General features: G+C 67.7%; 16 protein-coding genes and 1 pseudogene. 12 read left to right on the top strand and 5 right to left on the bottom strand.

The window, feature by feature from the left end:
* Positions 1-27 precede the first annotated feature (27 nt).
* Positions 28-504: a hypothetical protein gene (locus OUO20_RS13610; RefSeq protein WP_268001941.1), complete on the bottom strand. Its 477-nt coding sequence runs from the start codon at positions 502-504 to the stop codon at positions 28-30.
* 43 nt (positions 505-547) lie between these two features.
* On the opposite strand from OUO20_RS13610, the gene OUO20_RS13605 reads away from it, so the two are divergent.
* The 5 genes from OUO20_RS13605 (at position 548) to proC (ending at position 7,603) form a co-directional block, all read left to right on the top strand.
* The gene (locus tag OUO20_RS13605; RefSeq protein WP_268001940.1) at positions 548-2,215 is read left to right on the top strand and encodes a N5-glutamine methyltransferase family protein; all 1,668 of its coding nucleotides are present in this window, start codon (positions 548-550) and stop codon (positions 2,213-2,215) included.
* 128 nt (positions 2,216-2,343) lie between these two features.
* The gene (topA, locus tag OUO20_RS13600; protein ID WP_268001939.1) at positions 2,344-5,067 is read left to right on the top strand and encodes a type I DNA topoisomerase; all 2,724 of its coding nucleotides are present in this window, start codon (positions 2,344-2,346) and stop codon (positions 5,065-5,067) included.
* A gap of 51 nt (positions 5,068-5,118) precedes the next feature.
* On the top strand, positions 5,119-5,538 hold the full coding sequence (locus tag OUO20_RS13595) for an SseB family protein (protein ID WP_018768947.1): 420 nt from the start codon (positions 5,119-5,121) through the stop codon (positions 5,536-5,538).
* A 7-nt stretch (positions 5,539-5,545) separates the two neighbouring features.
* On the top strand, positions 5,546-6,535 hold the full coding sequence (locus OUO20_RS13590) for a Ppx/GppA phosphatase family protein (RefSeq protein ID WP_018768946.1): 990 nt from the start codon (positions 5,546-5,548) through the stop codon (positions 6,533-6,535).
* Between the two features lie 234 nt (positions 6,536-6,769).
* Positions 6,770-7,603, top strand: a complete 834-nt coding sequence (proC, locus tag OUO20_RS13585) for a pyrroline-5-carboxylate reductase (protein ID WP_268001938.1) — start codon at positions 6,770-6,772, stop codon at positions 7,601-7,603.
* Here the strand turns inward: proC and OUO20_RS13580 are convergent.
* Positions 7,600-8,232 carry an NAD-binding protein gene (locus OUO20_RS13580; protein ID WP_018768944.1) on the bottom strand — a complete coding sequence of 211 codons (633 nt, stop codon included), beginning with the start codon at positions 8,230-8,232 and terminating at the stop codon, positions 7,600-7,602. The two genes, proC and OUO20_RS13580, sit on opposite strands and share 4 nt — an antisense overlap.
* A 45-nt stretch (positions 8,233-8,277) precedes the next feature.
* Positions 8,278-9,711 (bottom strand): TrkH family potassium uptake protein, encoded by a 1,434-nt coding sequence (locus OUO20_RS13575; protein ID WP_018768943.1) that lies wholly within the window; start codon positions 9,709-9,711, stop codon positions 8,278-8,280.
* Positions 9,712-9,815: 104 nt separating this feature from the next.
* Between OUO20_RS13575 and OUO20_RS13570 the strand changes: the two genes are divergently transcribed.
* Positions 9,816-11,027, top strand: a complete 1,212-nt coding sequence (locus OUO20_RS13570; RefSeq protein WP_056392604.1) for an acetoin utilization protein AcuC — start codon at positions 9,816-9,818, stop codon at positions 11,025-11,027.
* Positions 11,028-11,087: 60 nt separating this feature from the next.
* Positions 11,088-11,731 (top strand): annotated as a pseudogene (locus OUO20_RS13565) (ArsR/SmtB family transcription factor).
* A gap of 29 nt (positions 11,732-11,760) precedes the next feature.
* Here the strand turns inward: OUO20_RS13565 and OUO20_RS13560 are convergent.
* Entirely contained in the window at positions 11,761-13,098 is a 1,338-nt protein-coding gene (locus OUO20_RS13560; protein ID WP_142071129.1) for an alpha-hydroxy acid oxidase, read from the bottom strand.
* Between the two features lie 66 nt (positions 13,099-13,164).
* Here OUO20_RS13560 and OUO20_RS13555 point away from each other — a divergent pair, with 66 nt between their 5' ends.
* On the top strand, positions 13,165-13,857 hold the full coding sequence (locus tag OUO20_RS13555) for a FadR/GntR family transcriptional regulator (RefSeq protein WP_268001937.1): 693 nt from the start codon (positions 13,165-13,167) through the stop codon (positions 13,855-13,857).
* 25 nt (positions 13,858-13,882) lie between these two features.
* Here OUO20_RS13555 and OUO20_RS13550 read toward each other — a convergent pair whose 3' ends face one another.
* On the bottom strand, positions 13,883-14,917 hold the full coding sequence (locus tag OUO20_RS13550) for a LacI family DNA-binding transcriptional regulator (protein WP_018768938.1): 1,035 nt from the start codon (positions 14,915-14,917) through the stop codon (positions 13,883-13,885).
* A 359-nt stretch (positions 14,918-15,276) separates the two neighbouring features.
* Here OUO20_RS13550 and OUO20_RS13545 point away from each other — a divergent pair, with 359 nt between their 5' ends.
* Genes OUO20_RS13545 through OUO20_RS13530 form a run of 4 tightly spaced genes read left to right on the top strand, consistent with a single transcriptional unit; the run spans position 15,277 to position 19,679 of the window.
* Positions 15,277-16,692: a Gfo/Idh/MocA family protein gene (locus OUO20_RS13545; protein WP_018768937.1), complete on the top strand. Its 1,416-nt coding sequence runs from the start codon at positions 15,277-15,279 to the stop codon at positions 16,690-16,692.
* 10 nt (positions 16,693-16,702) lie between these two features.
* Entirely contained in the window at positions 16,703-17,668 is a 966-nt protein-coding gene (locus OUO20_RS13540; protein ID WP_018768936.1) for an NAD-dependent epimerase/dehydratase family protein, read from the top strand.
* Entirely contained in the window at positions 17,665-18,570 is a 906-nt protein-coding gene (locus OUO20_RS13535; protein ID WP_018768935.1) for a 5-dehydro-4-deoxyglucarate dehydratase, read from the top strand. The genes OUO20_RS13540 and OUO20_RS13535 overlap by 4 nt, the downstream gene beginning before the upstream one ends.
* On the top strand, positions 18,570-19,679 hold the full coding sequence (locus tag OUO20_RS13530) for a mandelate racemase/muconate lactonizing enzyme family protein (RefSeq protein WP_018768934.1): 1,110 nt from the start codon (positions 18,570-18,572) through the stop codon (positions 19,677-19,679). Before OUO20_RS13535 ends, OUO20_RS13530 begins: the two co-directional genes overlap by 1 nt.
* Positions 19,680-19,701: the final 22 nt, after the last annotated feature.

The raw sequence follows: 19,701 nt of genomic DNA, 5'->3' as shown, positions 1-19,701 counted from the left end.
GGCGGCGGACCATAGCCCGAGCGGGCGTTATTGGGCCGGTACCAGCTGGTAGGCGTAAAGCAGCGGAGCGTCCACGCTGGAGCTGCTGATTTCTACCCGTCCGGCAGCCGGCAGGCTGATTTTCGTGGTCTCGCGCCGGCCGTTGCAGGCGGCCCCGGCTTCCGCCACGGGCTTGCCGTCCAGCGTCACCGCGAAGAAGGCCTTCCCCGTCCCGTCACAGACTGCCGTCAGCGTGTAGCTTCCGGCAGGCACCCTTGCGGCCGCCTGCACGATCCGGTCGCGGTTAAGGATCTTGCCCGAGTCCTGGAGCGCAACGGCCGCTGAGGAGGAGGGCAGGGCCGTGGCCCGCCACTTGGGGACATCCGCATTCTCCACGGAGGTCCCGGGCGAACACCCCGCAACGGCCAGGGCGAGGACCGCGGCAAACAGAGTCCCCGGCAGCGGCCGGCGCACCGCAGCGGCTGCCATGCGGGCGCGCGGAAGGAGGGCAGGACGTGAAGGCATGGCTCCACCGTACCGCGCAGGCAGGCCGGACTAAACTTGAGCGGTGCCTAGATCCCCTCACGAGTCCACCGCCGTCAACACCCCCGACGCTCCCCGCAGCGACCTTCCCGGCCTGCTGGCGGCGCTCGCCGCAGACCTCCGCCGCCTCGATTACACGCTCGACGGCGTCGCCCGGCTGCTTGGCCCCACCGCCTCCGCGGCACTGAACCGGGACCAGATCATCCCCGCGCTGCTCGCTGCCGAGCGGGCAGTGCGGCAGGACAACCAAGCAGCGCCGCTTGCCGCCGTCGTCCGTCTGTGGCTCCTTGCCGAGCCCCAGGAACGGGAAACGCTCGACGCCGCCCTGCCGGGCACAGGCGTGGAAGGCCTCCTCGAGCTTGGGCTGGTACAGCCCGTTCCCGGCTCGGGCCTGCTCACCGCCAAGGCCGACCTGCGGCCGTACGGATGGGACAGGAATGACGACGGCAGCGGCGGCGCCGAGCTGTGGGTGGCCAGCGACCTTGCCGCCCACCAGCAGGCCGGGGTGCTGCGGCACGACCACGTCCTGGGCATCGGGCAGGCCTCCACCACCCTGGTGCAGACCACCATCCGCCGCCACACCGAGCGCGCCCTGGACCTGGGAACCGGCTGCGGCATCCAGGCCTTCCACCTGCTCCACCACTGCCAGCACGTGACCGCCACCGACATCTCCGAGCGAGCCCTGGCCTACGCCCGGTTCAACATCCTGCTCAATGCAGAGGCGCTGTCCGTCGATCCCGACCGGCTCGAGGACCGGGTGAGCCTGCGCCTGGGTTCCCTCCTGGAGCCTGTAACCGGTGAGGAATTCGGCCTGGTGGTCTCCAACCCGCCGTTCGTCATCACCCCGCGCAGTTCCGGCGAGGATGCCGCGGACCAGTTCACCTACCGCGACGGCGGCCTCCCGGGCGATGACATCGTCGCCTCCCTGGTGGCAGACCTGCCCGGGATCCTGGCCCCCGGCGGTTCGGCACAGATGCTGGGCAACTGGGAAGTCCCGGCCGGCTCTGGCTGGGACGAGCGGCCAAAGTCGTGGGTGCGGGCGGGAACTGACGCATGGTTTATCCAGCGCGAGCAGGTCAGCCCGGAACAATATGCCGAAACCTGGCTGCAGGACGCCTCGGAATCCCGGGACCGGCAGCACTACCGGGACGCGTACGCCGCCTACCTTGACGACTTCGCCTCCCGGGACGTGGCAGGGATCGGTTTCGGCATGGTGTGGCTGCGGCGCCCCGCACACGGCGGCCCGGCCGCCATCAGCCGTTTCGAGGAAATCAGCTACCCCATCGAGCAGCCCATCGGACCCCACCTGGGTGCCGCCGTCGAACGCAGCGACTGGCTGGCCGCGCATGATCTTGCCGGCACGCACCTGCTGGTGGCCGACGACGTCACCGAGGAGCGCCACCAGCGCCCCGGCGCCGAACACCCGGGCGTGATCCTGCTCCGGCAGGGTGCCGGGCTTCGGCGCACCAACCTGATGAGCACCGAGCTGGCGGGCTTCGTGTCCGCGTGCGACGGCGACCTCACCGCCGGTCAGATCGCCGGTGCCCTGGAGGCCCTCCTGGGTGGGGCCCTGGACGCCGGCGGGGACGGGGAGGAAGGGTTCGACGCCGGATCCTTCCAGGGTGCGCTGCTCGCCGACGTGGCCAACCTGGTCCGCGACGGCTTCCTCGTTCCGGCAGGGAGCCCAGCCTGACGGAGGCCCCCTAAGACGCTCGCCGGAACCCCGTCTTTTCCACATGAATGCGCACGATTCCCCAAAATATGGTGAACTAGGCGAACATGGGCTCATCTGCCCCAGCAACCTTTTTCTGTAGGAGCACAGTGCCAAGCAAGGCCAAAACCGGCAAGAAACTCGTGATTGTGGAGTCTCCGGCCAAGAGCAAGACCATCGCCAAGTACCTCGGCGAGGGCTTCATCGTTGAGGCCTCCATTGGTCACATCCGCGACCTGCCGCAGCCGTCCGAACTCCCTGCCGAGCTGAAGAAGACCTCGGTGGGCAAGTTCGCCGTGGACATTGAGCACGACTTCAAGCCGTACTACGTGGTGTCCCCGGACAAGAAAAAGGTGACCGAGCTCAAGGCTGCGCTCAAGGACGCCGACGAACTCTATCTCGCAACCGATGGGGACCGCGAAGGCGAAGCAATCGCGTGGCACCTGCTGGAAGTGCTGAAGCCCAAGGTCCCGGTGTACCGGATGACGTTCGGCGAAATCACCAAGGAAGCCATCCAGCGCGCCATGGGCAACCTGCGCGACGTGGACCAGGACCTGGTGGATGCCCAGGAAACCCGCCGCGTGCTTGACCGGCTCTACGGCTACGAAATCTCCCCAGTGCTGTGGCGCAAGGTGGCGCGGGGACTGTCCGCCGGGCGCGTGCAGTCCGTGGTCACCCGCATGGTGGTGGACCGTGAACGCGAACGCATGGCCTTCAAGGCAGCCTCCTACTGGGACCTGACCGGCCAGTTCGGTGCCGACTCCGGCTCCTTTAAGGCCAAGCTTGCCGCCGTTGACGGCGCCAAGGTGGCCACGGGCCGCGATTTCAACGACAACGGCGAACTCACTTCCCGGAACGTGGCCCACCTCAACGAGGAACTGGCAACGTCCCTGGCGGCAGGGCTGCAGGATGCGGAGTTCCGGGTCCGCTCCGTTGACACCAAGCCGTACACCCGGCGTCCCGCGGCGCCGTTCACCACCTCCACGCTGCAGCAGGAGGCGGGCCGGAAGCTGCGCTTCTCCTCCAAGAGCACCATGCAGATCGCCCAGCGGCTGTATGAAAACGGCTACATCACCTATATGCGTACGGACTCCTCCGCGCTGAGTGACGAAGCCATCACCGCTGCCCGCCGGCAGGCTTCGGAGCTGTACGGCCCCGAGTACATCCCGCAGTCACCGCGCGTGTACACCGGCAAGGCAGCGAACGCGCAGGAGGCACACGAGGCCATCCGCCCCGCCGGCGACTCGTTCCGCACCCCGGCCCAGGTGGCCAAGCAGCTGTCGGGCGACGAATTCCGTTTGTACGAACTGATCTGGAAGCGCACCGTCGCCTCCCAGATGGGCGACGCCAAGGGTTCGACGGCGACCATCCGCCTGGGTGCCGTGGCCACCGACGGGCGGGACGCGGAATTCTCCGCCTCCGGCACCGTGATCACCTTCCCCGGCTTCCTCGCCGCCTACGAGGAAGGCAAGGACGAGACGCGCGGCGACGACGACTCCGACGAAGCGCGCCGCCTGCCCAACGTGGCCAAGGGCGACTCCCTCACCGCTGCGGACATCCAGGCCGTGGGCCATGAGACCTCCCCGCCTCCGCGCTACACCGAAGCATCCCTGACCGCGGAACTGGAAAAGAAGGGCATCGGCCGCCCGTCCACCTACGCCTCCACCATCTCCACCATCCAGGACCGCGGCTACGTCCGGAAGCAGGGCTCCGCGCTGGTGCCCAGCTGGATCGCCTTCTCGGTCATCCGGCTCCTGGAGCAGCACTTCTCCGACTACGTGGACTACGAGTTCACCGCCGACATGGAAGGCGATTTGGACAAGATCGCCAACGGCCAGGAAGCCGGCGCGTCATGGCTGCGGCACTTCTACTTCGGCGAGGACTCCGACCCCGGCCTGCTGAGCATCGTGAACAACCTGGGCGAGATCGATGCCCGGGAAATCAACTCGATCCCCATCACCGACGACATCACCCTCCGGGTGGGCAAGTTTGGCCCCTACCTGGAAAGCTCGGCGGCAGTGGTGGACCCGAAGACCGGCGAAATCGTCGAATCGGCGCGCGCCAATGTGCCCGAGGACCTGGCCCCCGACGAGCTCACCGCCGCCAAGGCCATCGAACTGATGGAGACGGCGGCGCCGGAGGAACGCGTGCTGGGCACCGACCCGCACACGGGCCACACCGTTGTTGCCAAGAACGGCCGCTACGGAGCCTACGTCACCGAAATCATCCCGGAGATGACCGAGGAACAAATTGCGGCGCAGCCGGTGGAGTACTACAAGAACGGCAAGCCCAAGCCGCCCAAGAAGCCGGTCAAGGCCAAGCCGCGCACCGGTTCGCTGTTCAAATCCATGACCGTCGAATCGGTCACGCTGGACGAGGCGCTGCAGCTCATGAGCCTGCCCCGCGTCCTGGGCGAGGACGCCGAGGGCAACCTCATCACGGTGCAGAACGGCCGGTTCGGCCCGTACCTGAAGAAGGGAACCGACTCCCGGTCCATCGGCTCGGAAGAGGAAATCTTCACCATCACGCTGGAGCAGGCGCTGGAGATCTACTCCCAGCCCAAGCAGCGGGGCGCCCGCGCCGCGGTTCCGCCGCTGGCAGAGTTCGGCCCGGACCCGGTGTCCGAGAAGAACATCGTGGTGAAGGAAGGCCGGTTCGGCCCCTACATCACCGACGGGATCACCAACATCACGGTTCCGCGGGCCACGCCCCTCGAGGAACTGACGCGCGAACAGGCCGTGGAACTCCTGGCCGAGAAACGCGCCAAGGGTCCGGTCAAGCGGACCGCCACCCGCAAGGCTCCGGCCAAGAAGAAGGCAACGGCGAAGAAGTAGCCGGTGGCCGGCGCGTTTGCGCCGGCCACCGGATCGTGATCGGCTAGTCGTATGACTGAACAGCCAGCGCACACGGACCTCCAGCCGCTCAACGACCTCGAAGAGAAGCTCGCCACCGGCGGACAACCCGACGCGAACCCTGTGGACGTCATCCTGTCGTTCCTGAACAGCGAGGTCTACATCATCAGTTCGGACACGGTTGAGGGCATTGACTCCCAGGTGGAGCCCCTGGTCCTTGCCAACGCCGACGGCGACCCCGTCCTTGCCGTGTTCTCGCACCCGAGCCGGGTGGACCAGCAGTACCTGGAAGCTGCACCCAACGTGCTGGGCACCCAGGGCGCCGCCATCATCGCCAACCTTGGCGATGAACTCGGCATGGTGATCAACCCCGGTGCTGCCTATGGTTTCGAGATCAACCCCGAAGGCGTGGCCAACATCAGGCGCGACTTCAAGCGCGCTGACGAGCAATAATGTCCCCATGCGTCTAGGCGTCCTCGATATCGGTTCCAATACTGTCCATCTGCTCCTGGTGGATGCCCACCCCGGTGCGCAGCCGGTCCCGTTCGCGTCCCACAAGCGGCCGCTGTCCCTGGTCCAGTACCTGGAGCCGGACGGCAGCATCAGCGACGAGGGCCAGCACGAGCTGACCGAGTTCGTGCTGGAAGCGTGGGAATTTGCTGCCCGGCACAAGGCCGAGGACCTGCTGGCCTTCTGTACGTCAGCCATCCGCGAGGCCACCAACGGCCCGGCAGTGCTGGCCCGGGTCAAGCACGAAACCACGGTGACCCTCCAGGAACTCACCGGAAGCGAGGAAGCGTCCATGACGTTCTTCGCGGTGCGGCGCTGGCACGGGTGGGGCGCCGGACCCATCCTGAACCTGGACATCGGCGGCGGTTCCTTTGAAATGGCTTTCGGCCAGGACGAGCTCCCCGAAGTGGCCACGTCCGTGCCGCTCGGCGCAAGCCGCCTCACCCGGGACTGGCTCGCCGAGGATCCGCCGTCGGCCAAAAGCGTCAAGGAACTCCGGCGCTATATCAGGGCGACGCTCAAGCCCGCCGTCCGCGGGTTCGACGGCCTGGGCCGGGCCAATGTGGTGGCCGGCACCTCCAAGACCTTCCGCTCCCTGGCCCGGATCGCCGGGGCTGCCCCCAGCGCTGAGGGCCCGTACGTCAAACGGGAACTGCACGCCTCGGACCTGGGCATCTGGACCCAGCGGATCTCGGCCATGAGCTCGGAGGACAGGCTGCACCTTCCCGGCGTATCCGAGGCGCGGGCCCATCAGCTCCTGGCCGGCGCGCTGGTGGCCGAAGCCGCGCTTGAGATGTTCAAGTTCAAGAAGCTCCGCATCTGCCCCTGGGCACTGCGTGAAGGTCTCATCCTCCGGCGCCTGGACCAGCTGGTATTTTCCGGTCCGCTGGAGCCGGCACCGCATGTGGCCGCTTCCCGGCCGGTGGAAGCACCGGTCTAGGGGCCCAACGCCCCCGCTGCCGCGGCCGTTAAAGCGGAAGCACCGGGGCGGGCAACAGGAAAATGGGGGAAAACCTGTCGCCGCGCCGCCGGTGCCCTGGCAGGCATCCCCATGCCTGCCGCATCACTCGCACCCTCAATGAGGTAATAACTACGTTAGGACCGCAAGTTGTGTGCTGCCTGCGGTGAAGATGGGAGTTGCCTGTGAATGCCTGCCTCCTGCAATGATGGAGGCATGAGCAACCGAATCGCATTCCTTGGCTGTGGATCCATGAACGAGGCCATTCTTGGCGGCCTGCTGGAGGCAGGGACGGATCCCGGGGATGTGGTGGCCACGGTCCGCCGCGCGGAGCGTGCGTCCGAGCTGGCCGAGCGCTACCCGGGGATCACTGCCATTGCCGGCGAGGAGGAACCTGACAACAACAGGCAAGCCACCAAGGGGTCCGCCGTCGTCATCCTTGGCGTCAAGCCGGTGGGCATCGCGGACCTTGCCCGGGAGATCAGCCCGGCACTTTCGCCGGACACCGTGGTGGTCAGCGTCGCCGCCGCGGTCTCGATCGCCCAACTCGAGGCAGCCCTCCCGGAAGGGCAGCCGGTCATCCGGACCATGCCCAACACGCCGGCAAAACTGGGGCGCGGCGTCGTGTCCGTCTCGTCAGGAACCCACTGCAGCCCTGGGCAGCTCCAGAAGGTCAAGGACATCCTCCAGGGCGCAGGCACCGTGGTGGAGGTCCCGGAGGAGCAGGTGGACGCGCTCTCCGCCATCAGCGGGTCCGGCCCGGCCTACGCCTTCTACCTCGCAGAGGCCATGGCGTCCGCCGGGGAGGAACTGGGCCTGGACCGGGAGTTGTCCCTGCTGCTGGCGCGCGAAACGGTTGCCGGTGCGGGCCTCATGCTCGCCCAGCCCGGAGCGGACCCGGCAGCGCTGCGCAAAGCCGTGACCAGCCCCAACGGCACCACCGAACGCGCCATCGCCACCTTCGACGAACAGGGCATCCCGGCCATCATTGCGGCCGGTGCCCGCGCCGCAGCCGACCGGGCAGCGGAGATTACCAGGCAGCTCGGCTAGGGCCGCGCGGCGAACCGTTCGAGCAGGTCCACGTGGCCGGAGACGATGAGCATGTCGCGGGAGGACACCTTGGTCTCGGGCCGGGCATAGGTGAAGTCCTCGCCGGGGGACTTCACGCCCACAATGGTCACGCCGTACTTGGAACGGACCTTTGACTCGTCCAGGGTGAAACCCACCGTTTCGCGCGGCGGGTACATTTTCACGATGGCAAAGTCGTCGTCGAACTCGATGAAGTCCAGCATGCGCCCGGAGACCAGGTGCGCGGCGCGGACACCGGCGTCGGCTTCCGGGTAGATCACGTGGTTGGCGCCGATGCGGGTCAGGATCTTGCCGTGGGAGGGCGTAATGGCCTTCACCCACAGGTGCTCGATGCCGAGGTCCACCAGGTTGACGGTGATCAGCACGGAGGATTCGATGGAGGTGCCCACACCCACGACGGCGGAGCTGAACTCCTGGGCGCCGAGCTGGCGGAGCGCATCGATGTTGGTGGCGTCCGCCTCCACCACGTGGGTCAGGAGGGGCGCCCATTTCTGCACCAGGTTCCGGTCCCGTTCGATCGCGAGGACTTCCCGGCCCTGCTTCACCAGCTGTTCAGCCGTGGATGATCCGAAGCGGCCCAGCCCGATCACCAGTACAGGGGCATTGTGGGCGGGGCGCCGGGGGCGTCTGTGGAACTAGCCAATGATCGGCCTCTCTTCGGGATAGTGGTACAACTGGCTGCGCTGGCGCAGGGCCAGGGCAGCGGCGAGGGTAACGGTACCCACGCGGCCCGCGAACATCAGCGCCGTGAGGACGTAGACGCCGGCGGGCGGCACCTCCGCGCTGAGGTTGGTGCTGAGTCCCACCGTGGCGAACGCGGAGATGGTTTCGAACAACACACGGTCAAGTGACTGGCCGCTGATGTGCAGCAGCAGGAAAGCCGACACGGAGACCAGGGTGGCGCCGGCGACGATCACGGAGATGGCCACCCGCATGCTGCCCTGCGGGATGGTCCGGCCGTAGACCTTGACGTCGGCGTCGCCACGGGCTTCGGCGACGATGGCCAGGAACATGACGGCGATGGTGGTCACCTTGATGCCGCCGGCCGTGGAGGCGGAGCCGCCGCCGGCAAACATCAGGGCATCGGTCAGCAGCATGGTGGTGGAGTCCATTTGGTTCTGGTCCACCAGGTTGAATCCGCCCGAACGCGTCATCACGGACGCGAAGAGCGCGTGGGTGATCTTGTCGCCCACGCTCATGGTGCCGATGGTCCGGGCGTTGTCCCACTCCATCAGCGCCCACAGGAACGCCCCTGCCGCCAGGAGGATCAGGGAAACCTGGATGGTGAGCTTGGTGTGGAGATTCCACTTCTTCCAGTTCAGGCCGTTCTGCTGCAGGACCATCACCACGGGGAATCCCAGGCTGCCCATGAAGACCCCCACCATGAGGGGGATCAGGATCCAGAGGTCCGTCTCGTAGGGCACGATCCCGTCCGAGTGCGGCGTGAAGCCGGCGTTGTTGAACGACGAGATGGCATAGAAAATACCGTGCCACACCGACTGCCAGAAGGGCTCACCCAGGGTGAGGAACCGGGGGACCAGCGCGAGCGCCAGGACACCCTCGATGACCACGGACGTGGTGATGACGATCCGCAGCAGGGTGCCCACCTCGCCCAGGCGCCCGGCGTTGTTCATGGACTCCGCCGCGATGATCTTGCCCCGGACACCCAGCCGCTTGCTCACCATCAGTGCCAGCAACGACGCCAGCGTCAAGGTGCCCAAGCCGCCGATGAAGATGCCCACCAGGATCACCAACTGGCCGAAGAAGGACCAGTGGACCGCCGTCGACACCACCGTGAGCCCCGTGACGCACACCGCAGAGACCGCGGTGAACAGCGCCTGGTGGATAGGCGTGGGGGTTCCGTCAGCTGAGGAGACCGGCAGGGACAGCAGGAACGTGAACACCGTGCAGACGGCGGCGAACGCCGTCAGCGCCAGCCGTGCGGGTGTGGTGTTGGCAATGTCGTCAATGAAGTCGCGCAGCCGCGTGAGGACCCGGAGGCCCTCCCGCTCCTGCGCCGGGGGGTGCCAGGTGGCCGGCGTCCGGGGCCTCGACTGGCTCTGGGTCATGTGTGGCTTTTCCTCGGTTGTAACGGCTTCCCCCAGTAGTAAACCACTAAAGCCCGCGTCATGGCCGGGTGGGCGGCCGTGCGGGCTCGGGTAGCCTGTGATTGATGACATACCTGCCCGGCCTCAGCCAGCCCGCGCCGCCAACGATGGTGGCGTGGAGTCCTGACATGACAGCCTACAACTTTGGTCCGGGCCACCCCATGGCGCCGGAGCGGATGGACCTGACGGCCCGCCTTGCCCGCAGCCTGGGTCTGTTCGACCTGGACCATGTTGACGTCGCGGCGCCGGAGGTGGCCTCGGACGCCGACCTGCAGTCCGTTCACTCGCCGGAATACGTGGCGGCGGTCCGCCGTGTCAGCACGGACCCCTCCCGGCCGGACGAGTCCCGGGGGCTGGGAACTGAGGACGATCCCGCGTTCGCCGGCATGCATGAGGCCGCGGCACGCCTGGCCGGCGGCTCCCTGCTGGCGGCATCGCGCGTGCTGGAGGGGTCGGCCGTCCACGCCGTCAACTTTGGCGGCGGCATGCACCACGCGTCCCGGGACCGTGCCAGCGGATTCTGCATCTACAACGACGCAGCGGTTGCGGTGCAGAAGCTGCTCGACGGCGGCGTACGCAAAGTGGCCTACATCGACGTCGACGCCCACCACGGGGACGGCACCCAGAACATCTTCTGGGATGATCCCCGGGTCCTCACCCTCTCGCTGCATGAGACAGGGCTGACCCTCTTTCCCGGGACCGGGTTCGCCAACGAGATCGGCGGCCCGGCGGCAGAAGGAACGGCAGTGAATGTTGCCCTGCCTGCGGGCACCGGTGACGCCGGGTGGCTCCGCGCCTTCTACGCCGTGGTGCCGCAACTGGTGGGCGCCTTCGAACCCGAGGTGATCGTGAGCCAGCACGGCTGCGATTCACACCGCAGCGATCCCCTGACGCACCTCAACCTCAGCGTGGACGGACAGCGGGAGGCAGCGAACGCCGTCGGGCATCTGGCCGAGCGCTACTGCGGTGGCCGGTGGATCGCCACCGGCGGCGGCGGCTACAACGTGCTGGACGTGGTGCCGCGGGCCTGGAGCCACCTGGTGGCCATCGCCGCCGGACGGCCCGTGCCGCTGCGGACGCCCGTGCCCGGGGACTGGCGGCAGTATGTGACGGAGAAGTTCGGCAGGGAGGCGCCGGCCCTCATGGGGGATGACGTGGAGCTGTGGTGGCGGTCCTGGGAAGTGGGCTTCGACCCCAACGACGCCGTGGACCGCACTGTCATGGCCACCCGCAAGGCAGTGTTCCCGCTGCACGGGCTGGACCCCTGGTTCGACTAGGCTCCCTGGCGGCCGAAATAGTTGATGCCTTTCGGGGCATATGTCGCTAGGGTGGGAGGCATGGTGACAGACGACGTATTTGCCGTCATAGCGGAATCCACCCGGCGGGATATCCTGGTGGCCCTCCGGGCAGGAGACAAGGCCGTGGGGGAGCTGGTGGAGGAACTGGCGGCGAGCCAGCCCACCATTTCCAAGCACCTGAAAGTCCTTCGTGAAGCACAGCTGGTCAGCATGCGGGCCCAAGGCCAGAAGCGGTACTACGCGTTGAACCGCGGGCCGCTGGAGGGCATCGCCAGCTGGCTGGAGACGTTCGACGTCGGCCCTGGAGCCAAAGCCGCCACGGCACCGCGTGGCCATCATCAGGAAATCCCGGATCAGGCAGTCCCGGCCCAGGCGGGCAGTGCCACAGCGGGCGCTGCCCACCTGACCGAAGGCGTCGCCGCCGCGGCCCCTCCCTGTCCCGGGCCGCCGGCGCTGCCGGGCCAGGCACGTCGCAGACCCGGGAGGAAGTCCCGGCGCCCGTCCTGGTGCGCGAAGGCGCCGAGCTGAGCCCCGCCGTCGTGATTCCCGGCGGGACGGCCGCCCCGTTGAGCGATGACAGCGTGCCCCAGCAGATCGGCAGGACTGTTGGCCGCGCCGCCACCAAGGCCGCCGACCTGCTGGCGAACCTGCCCAACCTCCCTAAGTTCGGCCGCAAGAAGTAATCCCTGCGGAGCGGTAAGCGCAGCGCAGCCTACTTGGCCAGCAGGCGCACGTGGTCCGGGGTGAGTTCGGACACCTTGCTGACGCCCAGCAGCGCCATGGTCCGCGCCATGTCCTTCTCGAGGATCTGCAGGGTGCGGTCCACTCCCGCCCGTCCGCCGGCCATCAGGCCGTAGAGGTAGGCGCGGCCGATCAGGGTGAAGTCCGCGCCCAGGGCCAGGGCGGCCACGATGTCCGCGCCGCTCATGATCCCGGTGTCCAGGATGATGGCGGCATCGGTGTTGTCCGCCGTGAAGGCCTCCTTGACCCCGGGCAGCAGGTGGAACGGGATGGGGGCCCGGTCCAGCTGGCGGCCGCCGTGGTTGGACAGGACCACGCCGTCGGCGCCGTGGTCCACTACCTTGCGGGCGTCCTCAACGGTCTGGATGCCCTTGACCACCAGCTTGCCCTTCCAGGTTTCGCGCAGCCAGTCCAGGTCCTCGAACGTGAGGGTGGGATCGAACATGGAGTTGATGAGATCGGCCACGGTGCCGGTGTAGCGGGAGAGCGAGGCGAACGTGAGCGGCTCGTGGGTGAGGAAGTTGAACCACCAGGCCGGCCGGTAGGAGGCATCCAGGACGGTCTTCACCGTGAGCGCCGGCGGGATGGTCATGCCGTTGCGGACGTCGCGCAGGCGGGCGCCGGCCACGGCAGTGTCCACGGTCACCATGAGGGTGTCGTTGCCCGCCCTGGCTGCGCGCTCGATCAGTTCCAGCGACCGGTCCCGGTCCGTCCACAGGTACAGCTGGAACCAGTTGCGCCCGTTGGGTGCGGCAGCGGCGACGTCCTCGATCGAGGCGGTGCCCATGGTGGACAGGGTGTAGGGGATGCCTGCGGCCTCCGCTGCCTGCGACCCTGCGTATTCGCCCTCGGACTGCATCATCCGGGTGAACCCTGTCGGTGCGATGCCAACGGGAAGCCGCGAGGGCTTTCCCAGGATCTCCGTACTGAGGTCGATGGCGGAGACGTTCCGCAGGATGCCCGGCCGGAACTCGATGTCCAGGAAGGCCTGGCGGGCGCGGCGGAGCGTGATCTCCTCTTCAGCCGCGCCGTCGGTGTAGTCGAAAGGCGCCTTGGGGGTGCGGCGCTTGGCGATGTCGCGGAGTTCCCAGATGGTGCTGGCCCGCTTCAGCCGCGCCTCCTTGCTGAACTCCGGCTTCTTGAACTGCATCAGCGGCGCCAGGTCCGAGTACTTGGGAATGCGGCGCTTCAGGGCTGCGGGCAGCGCGGACGACGACGGTGCCGGGGCGGGTGCCGGCGCTGCGGGGATGTCGGTGGTGTCCGGCGCCGGGGTCGCCTCAGGGTTGTTGGGCTGGATGGTATGCGTCATGGGTCCTCCTATGGTCCAACCACACTCTAGGTGATGTGGTCCAACCACATCAAGTACCATTGGCCTATGCGTACCCATCAGCTGGTCCTGTCCTGGATCGAGGACCAACTCTCGGCCGGCCGGTTGGCCGTGGGCGGAAGGCTGCCGGCGGAGCGCACCTTGGCCGAACAGCTCAAGGTCTCCCGCACATCGGTCCGCGAGGCGATCCGGATTCTGGAGGCAATGGGAGTGGTCCGCGCGGGCGTCGGGTCCGGGCCGGAAGCCGGGACGGTGGTGATTTCGGACCCCACCGCGGCGCTGGGCTCCGCCCTGCGGCTGCACGTGGCCACCCAGCACCTGCCCGTGGCGGACATCGTGGAAACGCGGGTCCTGCTGGAGTCATGGGCTGCGGCGAAAGCCCCGCAGGACGCACCCGAACTTGACGGGGCGTCCGCGCTCCTGGCGGCCATGGATGCCCCGGACGGACTCTCGGCCAGCGATTTCCTGGCCCTCGATGTCCGGTTCCACCTGGCCCTGGCCAACGCCGCCGGCAATGCGGTGGTCAGTGCCATGATGGGGTCGCTCCGGGAAGCCATCCAGGGCTACGCTGCCGAACTCACGGCCACCTTGCCGGACTGGGAAGCCACAGCGTCGCGCCTGCGCACCGAACACCACGCCATCCTCGCTGCGGTCAGGAATGGCGACGGCGCCCGGGCCGCGGAACTCGTGGCGGCCCACATCGAGGGATTCTACAAAGAGGCCGGGCTGGGCGCGGGATAAACCTGGGCGGAGCGTACAGAAAGGCTCAGCCGTGGACCGTGCTGCGCGGCGCCTTGGCCGGCCCGGTGCTGGCCCGCACTTCCAGCCGCGGCTGGTAGCGGCTGCCCGTGGACGCATTGCCTTCCTTCCGGATCAGCGCCCGGAGCTGGTGCCAGGCCTGCTCGCCCAGTTCGGTGATGGGGACCGCACCGGTGGTGAGGGCCGGCGTCGTGTACCTGGCGAAGGGGATGTCATCGAAGCCGGTCACGGAAATGTCCCCGGGGACGTCCAGGCCGCGCTCATGCAGTCCGCTCATCAGGCCCATTGCCACCAGGTCATTGAAGGCCAGGATGCCTGTGGCCCCGCTCGCCAGGACGGCATCCACCGCTTCGTGCCCGGTGTCGAAGTCGGAGCCGCCCTCCAGCATGGTCACCTCCACCTCGGGGTGGGCGGCCCTGAAGGCCTCCAGGCCCTTGAGCCGCATCTCATTGGAGGCGCTGCGGGGCGGGCCCGCGAGGAAGGCCAGGCGGGTGTGGCCCAGTTCCACAAGGTGCCCCGCGATGTCCTGGACGCCCTGGCCGTAGTCCACCACCAGGCTGGGCACGTTCGGAGTGGAGGTGGTGCGGTTGATCAGCACCAGCGGGTGCAGCGAGGGTGCGATCTCCTCCAGTTCCGCATCGGACATGCGCGGGGCGCACAGGACCAGCCCGTCGCAGCGCCGGCGCGCCTCGCCCGCGAGGATGGACTCCTCGCTGGACACTTCGAATGAGTCCGCGATGAGCACGCGGTAACCGTCCTGGGCGGCTGCCCGGCTCAGGCCGCGGAGGATCGCCTGGAAGGTGGGGTTGGCCAGGTCCGGCACCACAATGCCGATGGTGTCCGTCTTGCCCAGGGCCAGGCTGCGGCCCACGGGATTGGGCTGGTACTTCAGTTCGGCGGCCGCTGCACGGACCCTGGCGGCAATGTCCGGGTCCACGGTGAAGTTTCCGTTCATGACACGCGAAACGGTGGCATGGGAGACTCCCGCCTTCACGGCGACATCTGCGATGCCGATCCTGCCGCTTGCCGATTTCCTGGCCATGGGGAACCCTTCGTTTGCGCCGTCCGCCGGAGCTGCCGCGACCGGTTGGTGCCCGGGCGGCCGGCCGTGATGGCAACCTGCTTTGAAAGACAGCATATACGGGCGTAGGAAAGCGATTTCTATGCTTTTCCCAGCCGTTTTCCCGGACCGCCGGCAGATGTCCTGCGCCGGGAGCGAAGAAAGCGCTTTCCCTCAGCGCGGGAAATGGTTGACGAATGCCCCGCGGGGTTGGTACAACTTTTATAGACAACTGAGAAAACGCTTTCTCGCCTGCTTTTCCAACCGGTGCAGCAGAGTGCCGCCGCTGATCCACAGCCGCCGTTCCCACGGCCGTTCAATGAGCTTTCGAAAGGGACCCCATGGTCAACACAGCCGAGACGACGTCGGCCGCAGCTGCCGCCCAGGCCACTGCCAAGGACGGCGGGAAGACCCGCATCGCCCTGATCGGCACCGGTGGCCGCTCCGAGATGTACATCCGGGCCATCTTCGGCAAGCACGCCGATACCGCCGAACTGGTGGCGTTCTCCGACGTGAATCCCGGACGCGTGGAGTTTTACCAGAAGCTCATCCAGGAACTGGGCGCGCCGGGACCGGTGGCGTCCTTTGATCCCGCGGACCTGACAGCGTTTATCCAGGCCAACGGCATCGACCGGATTATTGTCACCACCCCGGACTACACCCATGCGGACTATATTGTTGAGGGTCTTCGTGCCGGAGCGGATGTCGTGGTCGAAAAGCCACTGACCATCGATGCCGAAGGCTGCCGCCGTATCACCCAGGCCGTCCAGGAAACCGGCCGGAACGTGGTGGTCACGTTCAACTACCGCTACTCGCCCCGCAACAGCGCGCTCAAGGAAATCATCCAGAGCGGCGTGATCGGCAAAGTCACGTCCGTCGACTTCAGCTGGGTCCTGGACACCGTCCACGGCGCGGACTACTTCCGCCGCTGGCACCGTGAGAAGAAGAACTCCGGCGGGCTGCTCATCCACAAGGCGTCGCACCACTTTGACTTGGTCAACTGGTGGATCGACGACGTCCCGGAGCGGGTCTTCGCTTCCGGTGGCCTGAAGTTCTATGGCGACAAGAACGCTGCCGAGCGCGGCCTTGGCCCACGCCCGGAACGGGGAACGCCCGACGCCGATGCCCCCGCCGGCGAGAAGGACCCCTTCGCGCTGGACCTGCGCGAGGACGAGCGGCTCAAGGCACTGTTCCTGGACAACGAACACTACGACGGCTACCGCCGCGACCAGGATGTCTTCACCGCCGGCATCACCATTGAGGACAACCTGGCCCTGGTGGTGGAGTACCAGGGTGGGCCGCGCCTGAGCTACTCGCTGAACGCGCACAGCCCCTGGGAAGGCTACCGGGTGGCGGTCAACGGCACCGAGGGCCGGGCGGAGCTTGAAGTGGTGGAACGCGCCGCCGTCCTGCACAGCACCGACCAGAAAACCGTCGTGGACCCTTCCGCAACCCCCGTGGAGGAAGAGGACGCCGTGCGCCGCAACGGCGAGCGGCTGGTGGTCCAGCGCCACTGGGAGGCCGCCTACGAGGTGCCGATCGTCAACGGCGAAGGCGGGCACGGCGGCGGTGACGAACTGCTGCTGTCGGACCTCTTCAACGGACCGGGCGAGGACCCCCTGGGCCGGCCCTCCGGTTACCTGGACGGCCTGCGTTCAGTGTCCGTGGGCATCGCAGGCAACCGCTCCCTGGAATCGTCCCTGCCCGTCCGGGTCGAGGACCTGGACCTCGGCGTCGACCTTCGCCGCGCCAAGTAGAGGAAAAACCATGAGCAGGATATTCGTGACCGGCGGCGCGGGCCGCCTTGGCCGCAGCGTGGTGGCGGGGCTGGCCCAGGCGGGCCATGAGGTGGTCTCGGTTGACCGTGACGCCGTCCCCGCCGGGCTCCTGCCGGCCGGCGTCGTCCAGGAGACCGCGGACCTCCTGGCGCCGGGCGAGGCACTGCGCCTCCTTCGGGATGCAAGGCCCGACGCCGTCATCCACCTTGCGGCGATCGCGGTACCGTTCAGCGCACCCGAGGACGTCATTTTCGCCACCAACACCCGGCTCGCCTTCGCGGTCATCAGCGCCGCAACGGAACTGGGCGTTGGCAAAATCGTCACCGCCAGCAGCCCCACGGTCCTGGGCTACGGATGCCCGGCGGGGTGGCTGCCGCCGTCGTTCCCGTTGGACGAGCGCACGCCGCCCAAGCCCTGGAACGCCTACGCGCTGTCCAAGCTCATCGCCGAGCAGACCATGCAGATGTTCGCCACGGCGCAGGGAGAGAAGATCCGGTACGCGGCGTTTCGTCCCTGCTTTGTCATCTCGCCGGAGGAATGGGACGGTGCCCCCACCCAGCAGGGGCACACGCTCGCCGAACGCCTGGCCGACCCCGCCCTCTCCGCTCCGGCGCTGTTCAACTACGTGGACGCCCGGGATGTGGCTGATTTCCTGGACCTGCTGCTGCAGAAAATGGCGGACATTCCGAACGGGGAAACCTTCTTCGTAGGGGCAGCCGACGCACTGGCCACCGCGCCCCTGGCGGAGCTGATGCCAAAATTCCTGCCGGGAAGCGAAGCGCTCAGCGCCGGCCTGACCGGAACCAACCCGGCGTTCTCCATTGCCAAGGCCCGGGAACTGCTCGGCTGGCAGCCCAAGCGCAGTTGGCGCACAGAACTCAAGTCCCACCCAACCCTCAACGACGAGGCTTCCACGCTGGTTACCGCCAGCGCCGGAGGCAAGGAGACATCATGAAATTCGACGGCGTACTGTTCTTCCCCGTCACCCCGTTCACGGCCGAAGGTGCCGTTGACGTGGAACTGCTCAAGGAACACATCAGCTCCCGGCTGCCTTTCGGCCCGGGCGGCGTCTTCCCCGCCTGCGGCACCGGCGAATTCCACGCCCTCAGCATCGGGGAGGTCCGCACCGTGGTGGCGGCCGCCGTCGAGGTCGTTGCCGGGCGAGTCCCTGTGGTGGCCGGTGCGGGCGGACCCCTGGGCCACGCCCTCGCAGCCGCCCGGGCTGCCGAGGAAGCAGGCGCCGACGCGCTGCTGGTGCTTCCGCCGTACCTGGTCACCGGCCCCACGGACGGGCTGGTGGCCTACATCGAGGCCGTGGCCAACGCCAGCAGCCTGCCGGTCATCGTGTACCACCGCGGCAACGCCAAATTCACCGCGGCGTCAATGGCCAAGCTCGCCGCCAACCCCAAGGTCATCGGTTTCAAGGATGGTCTTGGCGACGTGGGCCTCGCCCAGGAAATCGTGTCCGCGGTCAAGGCAACGGGCCGCAAGGACTTCGCCTTCTTCAACGGCCTGCTCACCGCCGAACTGACGCAGGGCGCGTACCGCGGTCTGGGCATCCCGCTATACTCCTCGGCGGCTTTCGCCATGGCCCCGGAGATCGCCAAGGCCTACTACGATGCCTACGCTGCCGGAGACGAGGAACGGCGCAACGCCCTCCTTGAGGGCTTCTACGCACCCCTGGTACGCCTGCGGGACCAGACCCCCGGCTTCGGCGTTTCCCTGATCAAGGCGGGCCTCCGGCTGGGCGGAATGCCGGTGGGTTCCGTCCGCCCGCCGCTGGTGGACCCCACGGAGGAACAGCTCGTGGAGCTCAAGGCCATCCTGGCCAAGGGTTACGAGCTGGCCGGGCACTGATGGGCGCACCGGCGGCCGAAGCCGTCCGTACCGTTCCGCGCATCACCGGCCTGTCGACGCGGCTCCTCACCGTTCCGCTGCGCCGCAGCTGGGGCGCAGAGGCGCCGGAGAACCACGTGATCGCCACGGAGGTTCACACGGACGACGGCGGCACGGGCTTTGGTTTCTCCTGGACGCCCACCATCGGTCCCCAGGCAGTCAAGGCGCTGCTTGATCACGACATCGCCCCTTTCATCGCCGGTCTGCCCGCCACCCCCGAGGGCGTGTGGGACGTGCTCTGGAAGCGGCTGCACGAGGCCGGCGGCGGAGGGCTCACCACCATCGCCATGGCTGGTGTGGACCTGGCGCTGTGGGACCTGCAGGCCCGCCGTGCCGGGACATCGGTCACCGGCCTGCTGGGCCAGCGGCAGGAATCAGCCGAGGTTTACGGCTCCGGCGTGAACCTGCACTACACCCTGGACGAGCTGGTGGCACAGGCTGAACGCTGGGTTGCCGCCGGCCACCAGGCAGTGAAGATCAAGGTGGGCAAACCGGACCTCCGCGAGGACCGCGAACGCGTTGCCGCCGTCCGCTCCGTCCTGGGCCCGGACCGCAGGCTCATGATCGACGCAAACCAGCGGTGGGACCTGCCCACCACCTTCCGGGCCCTCGATGTGCTGGCCGAATTCGGGCTGGAATGGCTGGAGGAACCCATCCGCGCGGACGATCTCTGGGCCTACCGCAGGCTCCGGAAGCACTCGCCCGTGCCCATCGCCCTTGGCGAAAACCTGCACACCATCTACCGGTTCCGCGATTTCATAGAGGCGGAGGCGGTGGACATCATCCAGCCCAACATCATCCGGGTGGGCGGCATTACCCCGTTCCGGCGGATCGTTGAGCTGGCACGGACCAACAGCATCAAGATCATGCCGCACCTGCTGCCCGAACTGTCCGGGCAGCTGGCCCTGACCCTGGCGGAGCCCACCATGGTGGAGGACGTCGAGGAGGCATCCTTCGAACAGTTGGGGATCCTGGCCGGCCCGTCGCCGGTGCGGTTCGCCAACAGCAGGGTGGCCCTGGCGGACCGGCCCGGACTGGGCTTCCGCTTCCGGGAAACCCCGCAGCCATGAACTTCCATACGACGAACAGGTA

The organism is Arthrobacter sp. FX8 (assembly GCF_026723805.1).
Taxonomy (GTDB): Bacteria; Actinomycetota; Actinomycetes; order Actinomycetales; family Micrococcaceae; genus Arthrobacter.
The sequence above is the reverse complement of the archived record's forward strand: the minus strand, read 5'-3'. Positions and strand labels throughout refer to the sequence as shown.

Excerpts from the sequence above, each read along its gene's own strand:
- OUO20_RS13610 (WP_268001941.1), bottom strand. The coding sequence starts at position 504 with ATGCCTTCACGTCCTGCCCTCCTTCCGCGCGCCCGCATGGCAGCCGCT.
- OUO20_RS13595 (WP_018768947.1), top strand. The coding sequence starts at position 5,119 with ATGACTGAACAGCCAGCGCACACGGACCTCCAGCCGCTCAACGACCTC.
- OUO20_RS13590 (WP_018768946.1), top strand. The coding sequence starts at position 5,546 with ATGCGTCTAGGCGTCCTCGATATCGGTTCCAATACTGTCCATCTGCTC.
- proC (WP_268001938.1), top strand. The coding sequence starts at position 6,770 with ATGAGCAACCGAATCGCATTCCTTGGCTGTGGATCCATGAACGAGGCC.
- OUO20_RS13575 (WP_018768943.1), bottom strand. The coding sequence starts at position 9,711 with ATGACCCAGAGCCAGTCGAGGCCCCGGACGCCGGCCACCTGGCACCCC.
- OUO20_RS13570 (WP_056392604.1), top strand. The coding sequence starts at position 9,816 with ATGACATACCTGCCCGGCCTCAGCCAGCCCGCGCCGCCAACGATGGTG.
- OUO20_RS13560 (WP_142071129.1), bottom strand. The coding sequence starts at position 13,098 with ATGACGCATACCATCCAGCCCAACAACCCTGAGGCGACCCCGGCGCCG.
- OUO20_RS13555 (WP_268001937.1), top strand. The coding sequence starts at position 13,165 with ATGCGTACCCATCAGCTGGTCCTGTCCTGGATCGAGGACCAACTCTCG.
- OUO20_RS13550 (WP_018768938.1), bottom strand. The coding sequence starts at position 14,917 with ATGGCCAGGAAATCGGCAAGCGGCAGGATCGGCATCGCAGATGTCGCC.
- OUO20_RS13545 (WP_018768937.1), top strand. The coding sequence starts at position 15,277 with ATGGTCAACACAGCCGAGACGACGTCGGCCGCAGCTGCCGCCCAGGCC.
- OUO20_RS13540 (WP_018768936.1), top strand. The coding sequence starts at position 16,703 with ATGAGCAGGATATTCGTGACCGGCGGCGCGGGCCGCCTTGGCCGCAGC.
- OUO20_RS13535 (WP_018768935.1), top strand. The coding sequence starts at position 17,665 with ATGAAATTCGACGGCGTACTGTTCTTCCCCGTCACCCCGTTCACGGCC.
- OUO20_RS13530 (WP_018768934.1), top strand. The coding sequence starts at position 18,570 with ATGGGCGCACCGGCGGCCGAAGCCGTCCGTACCGTTCCGCGCATCACC.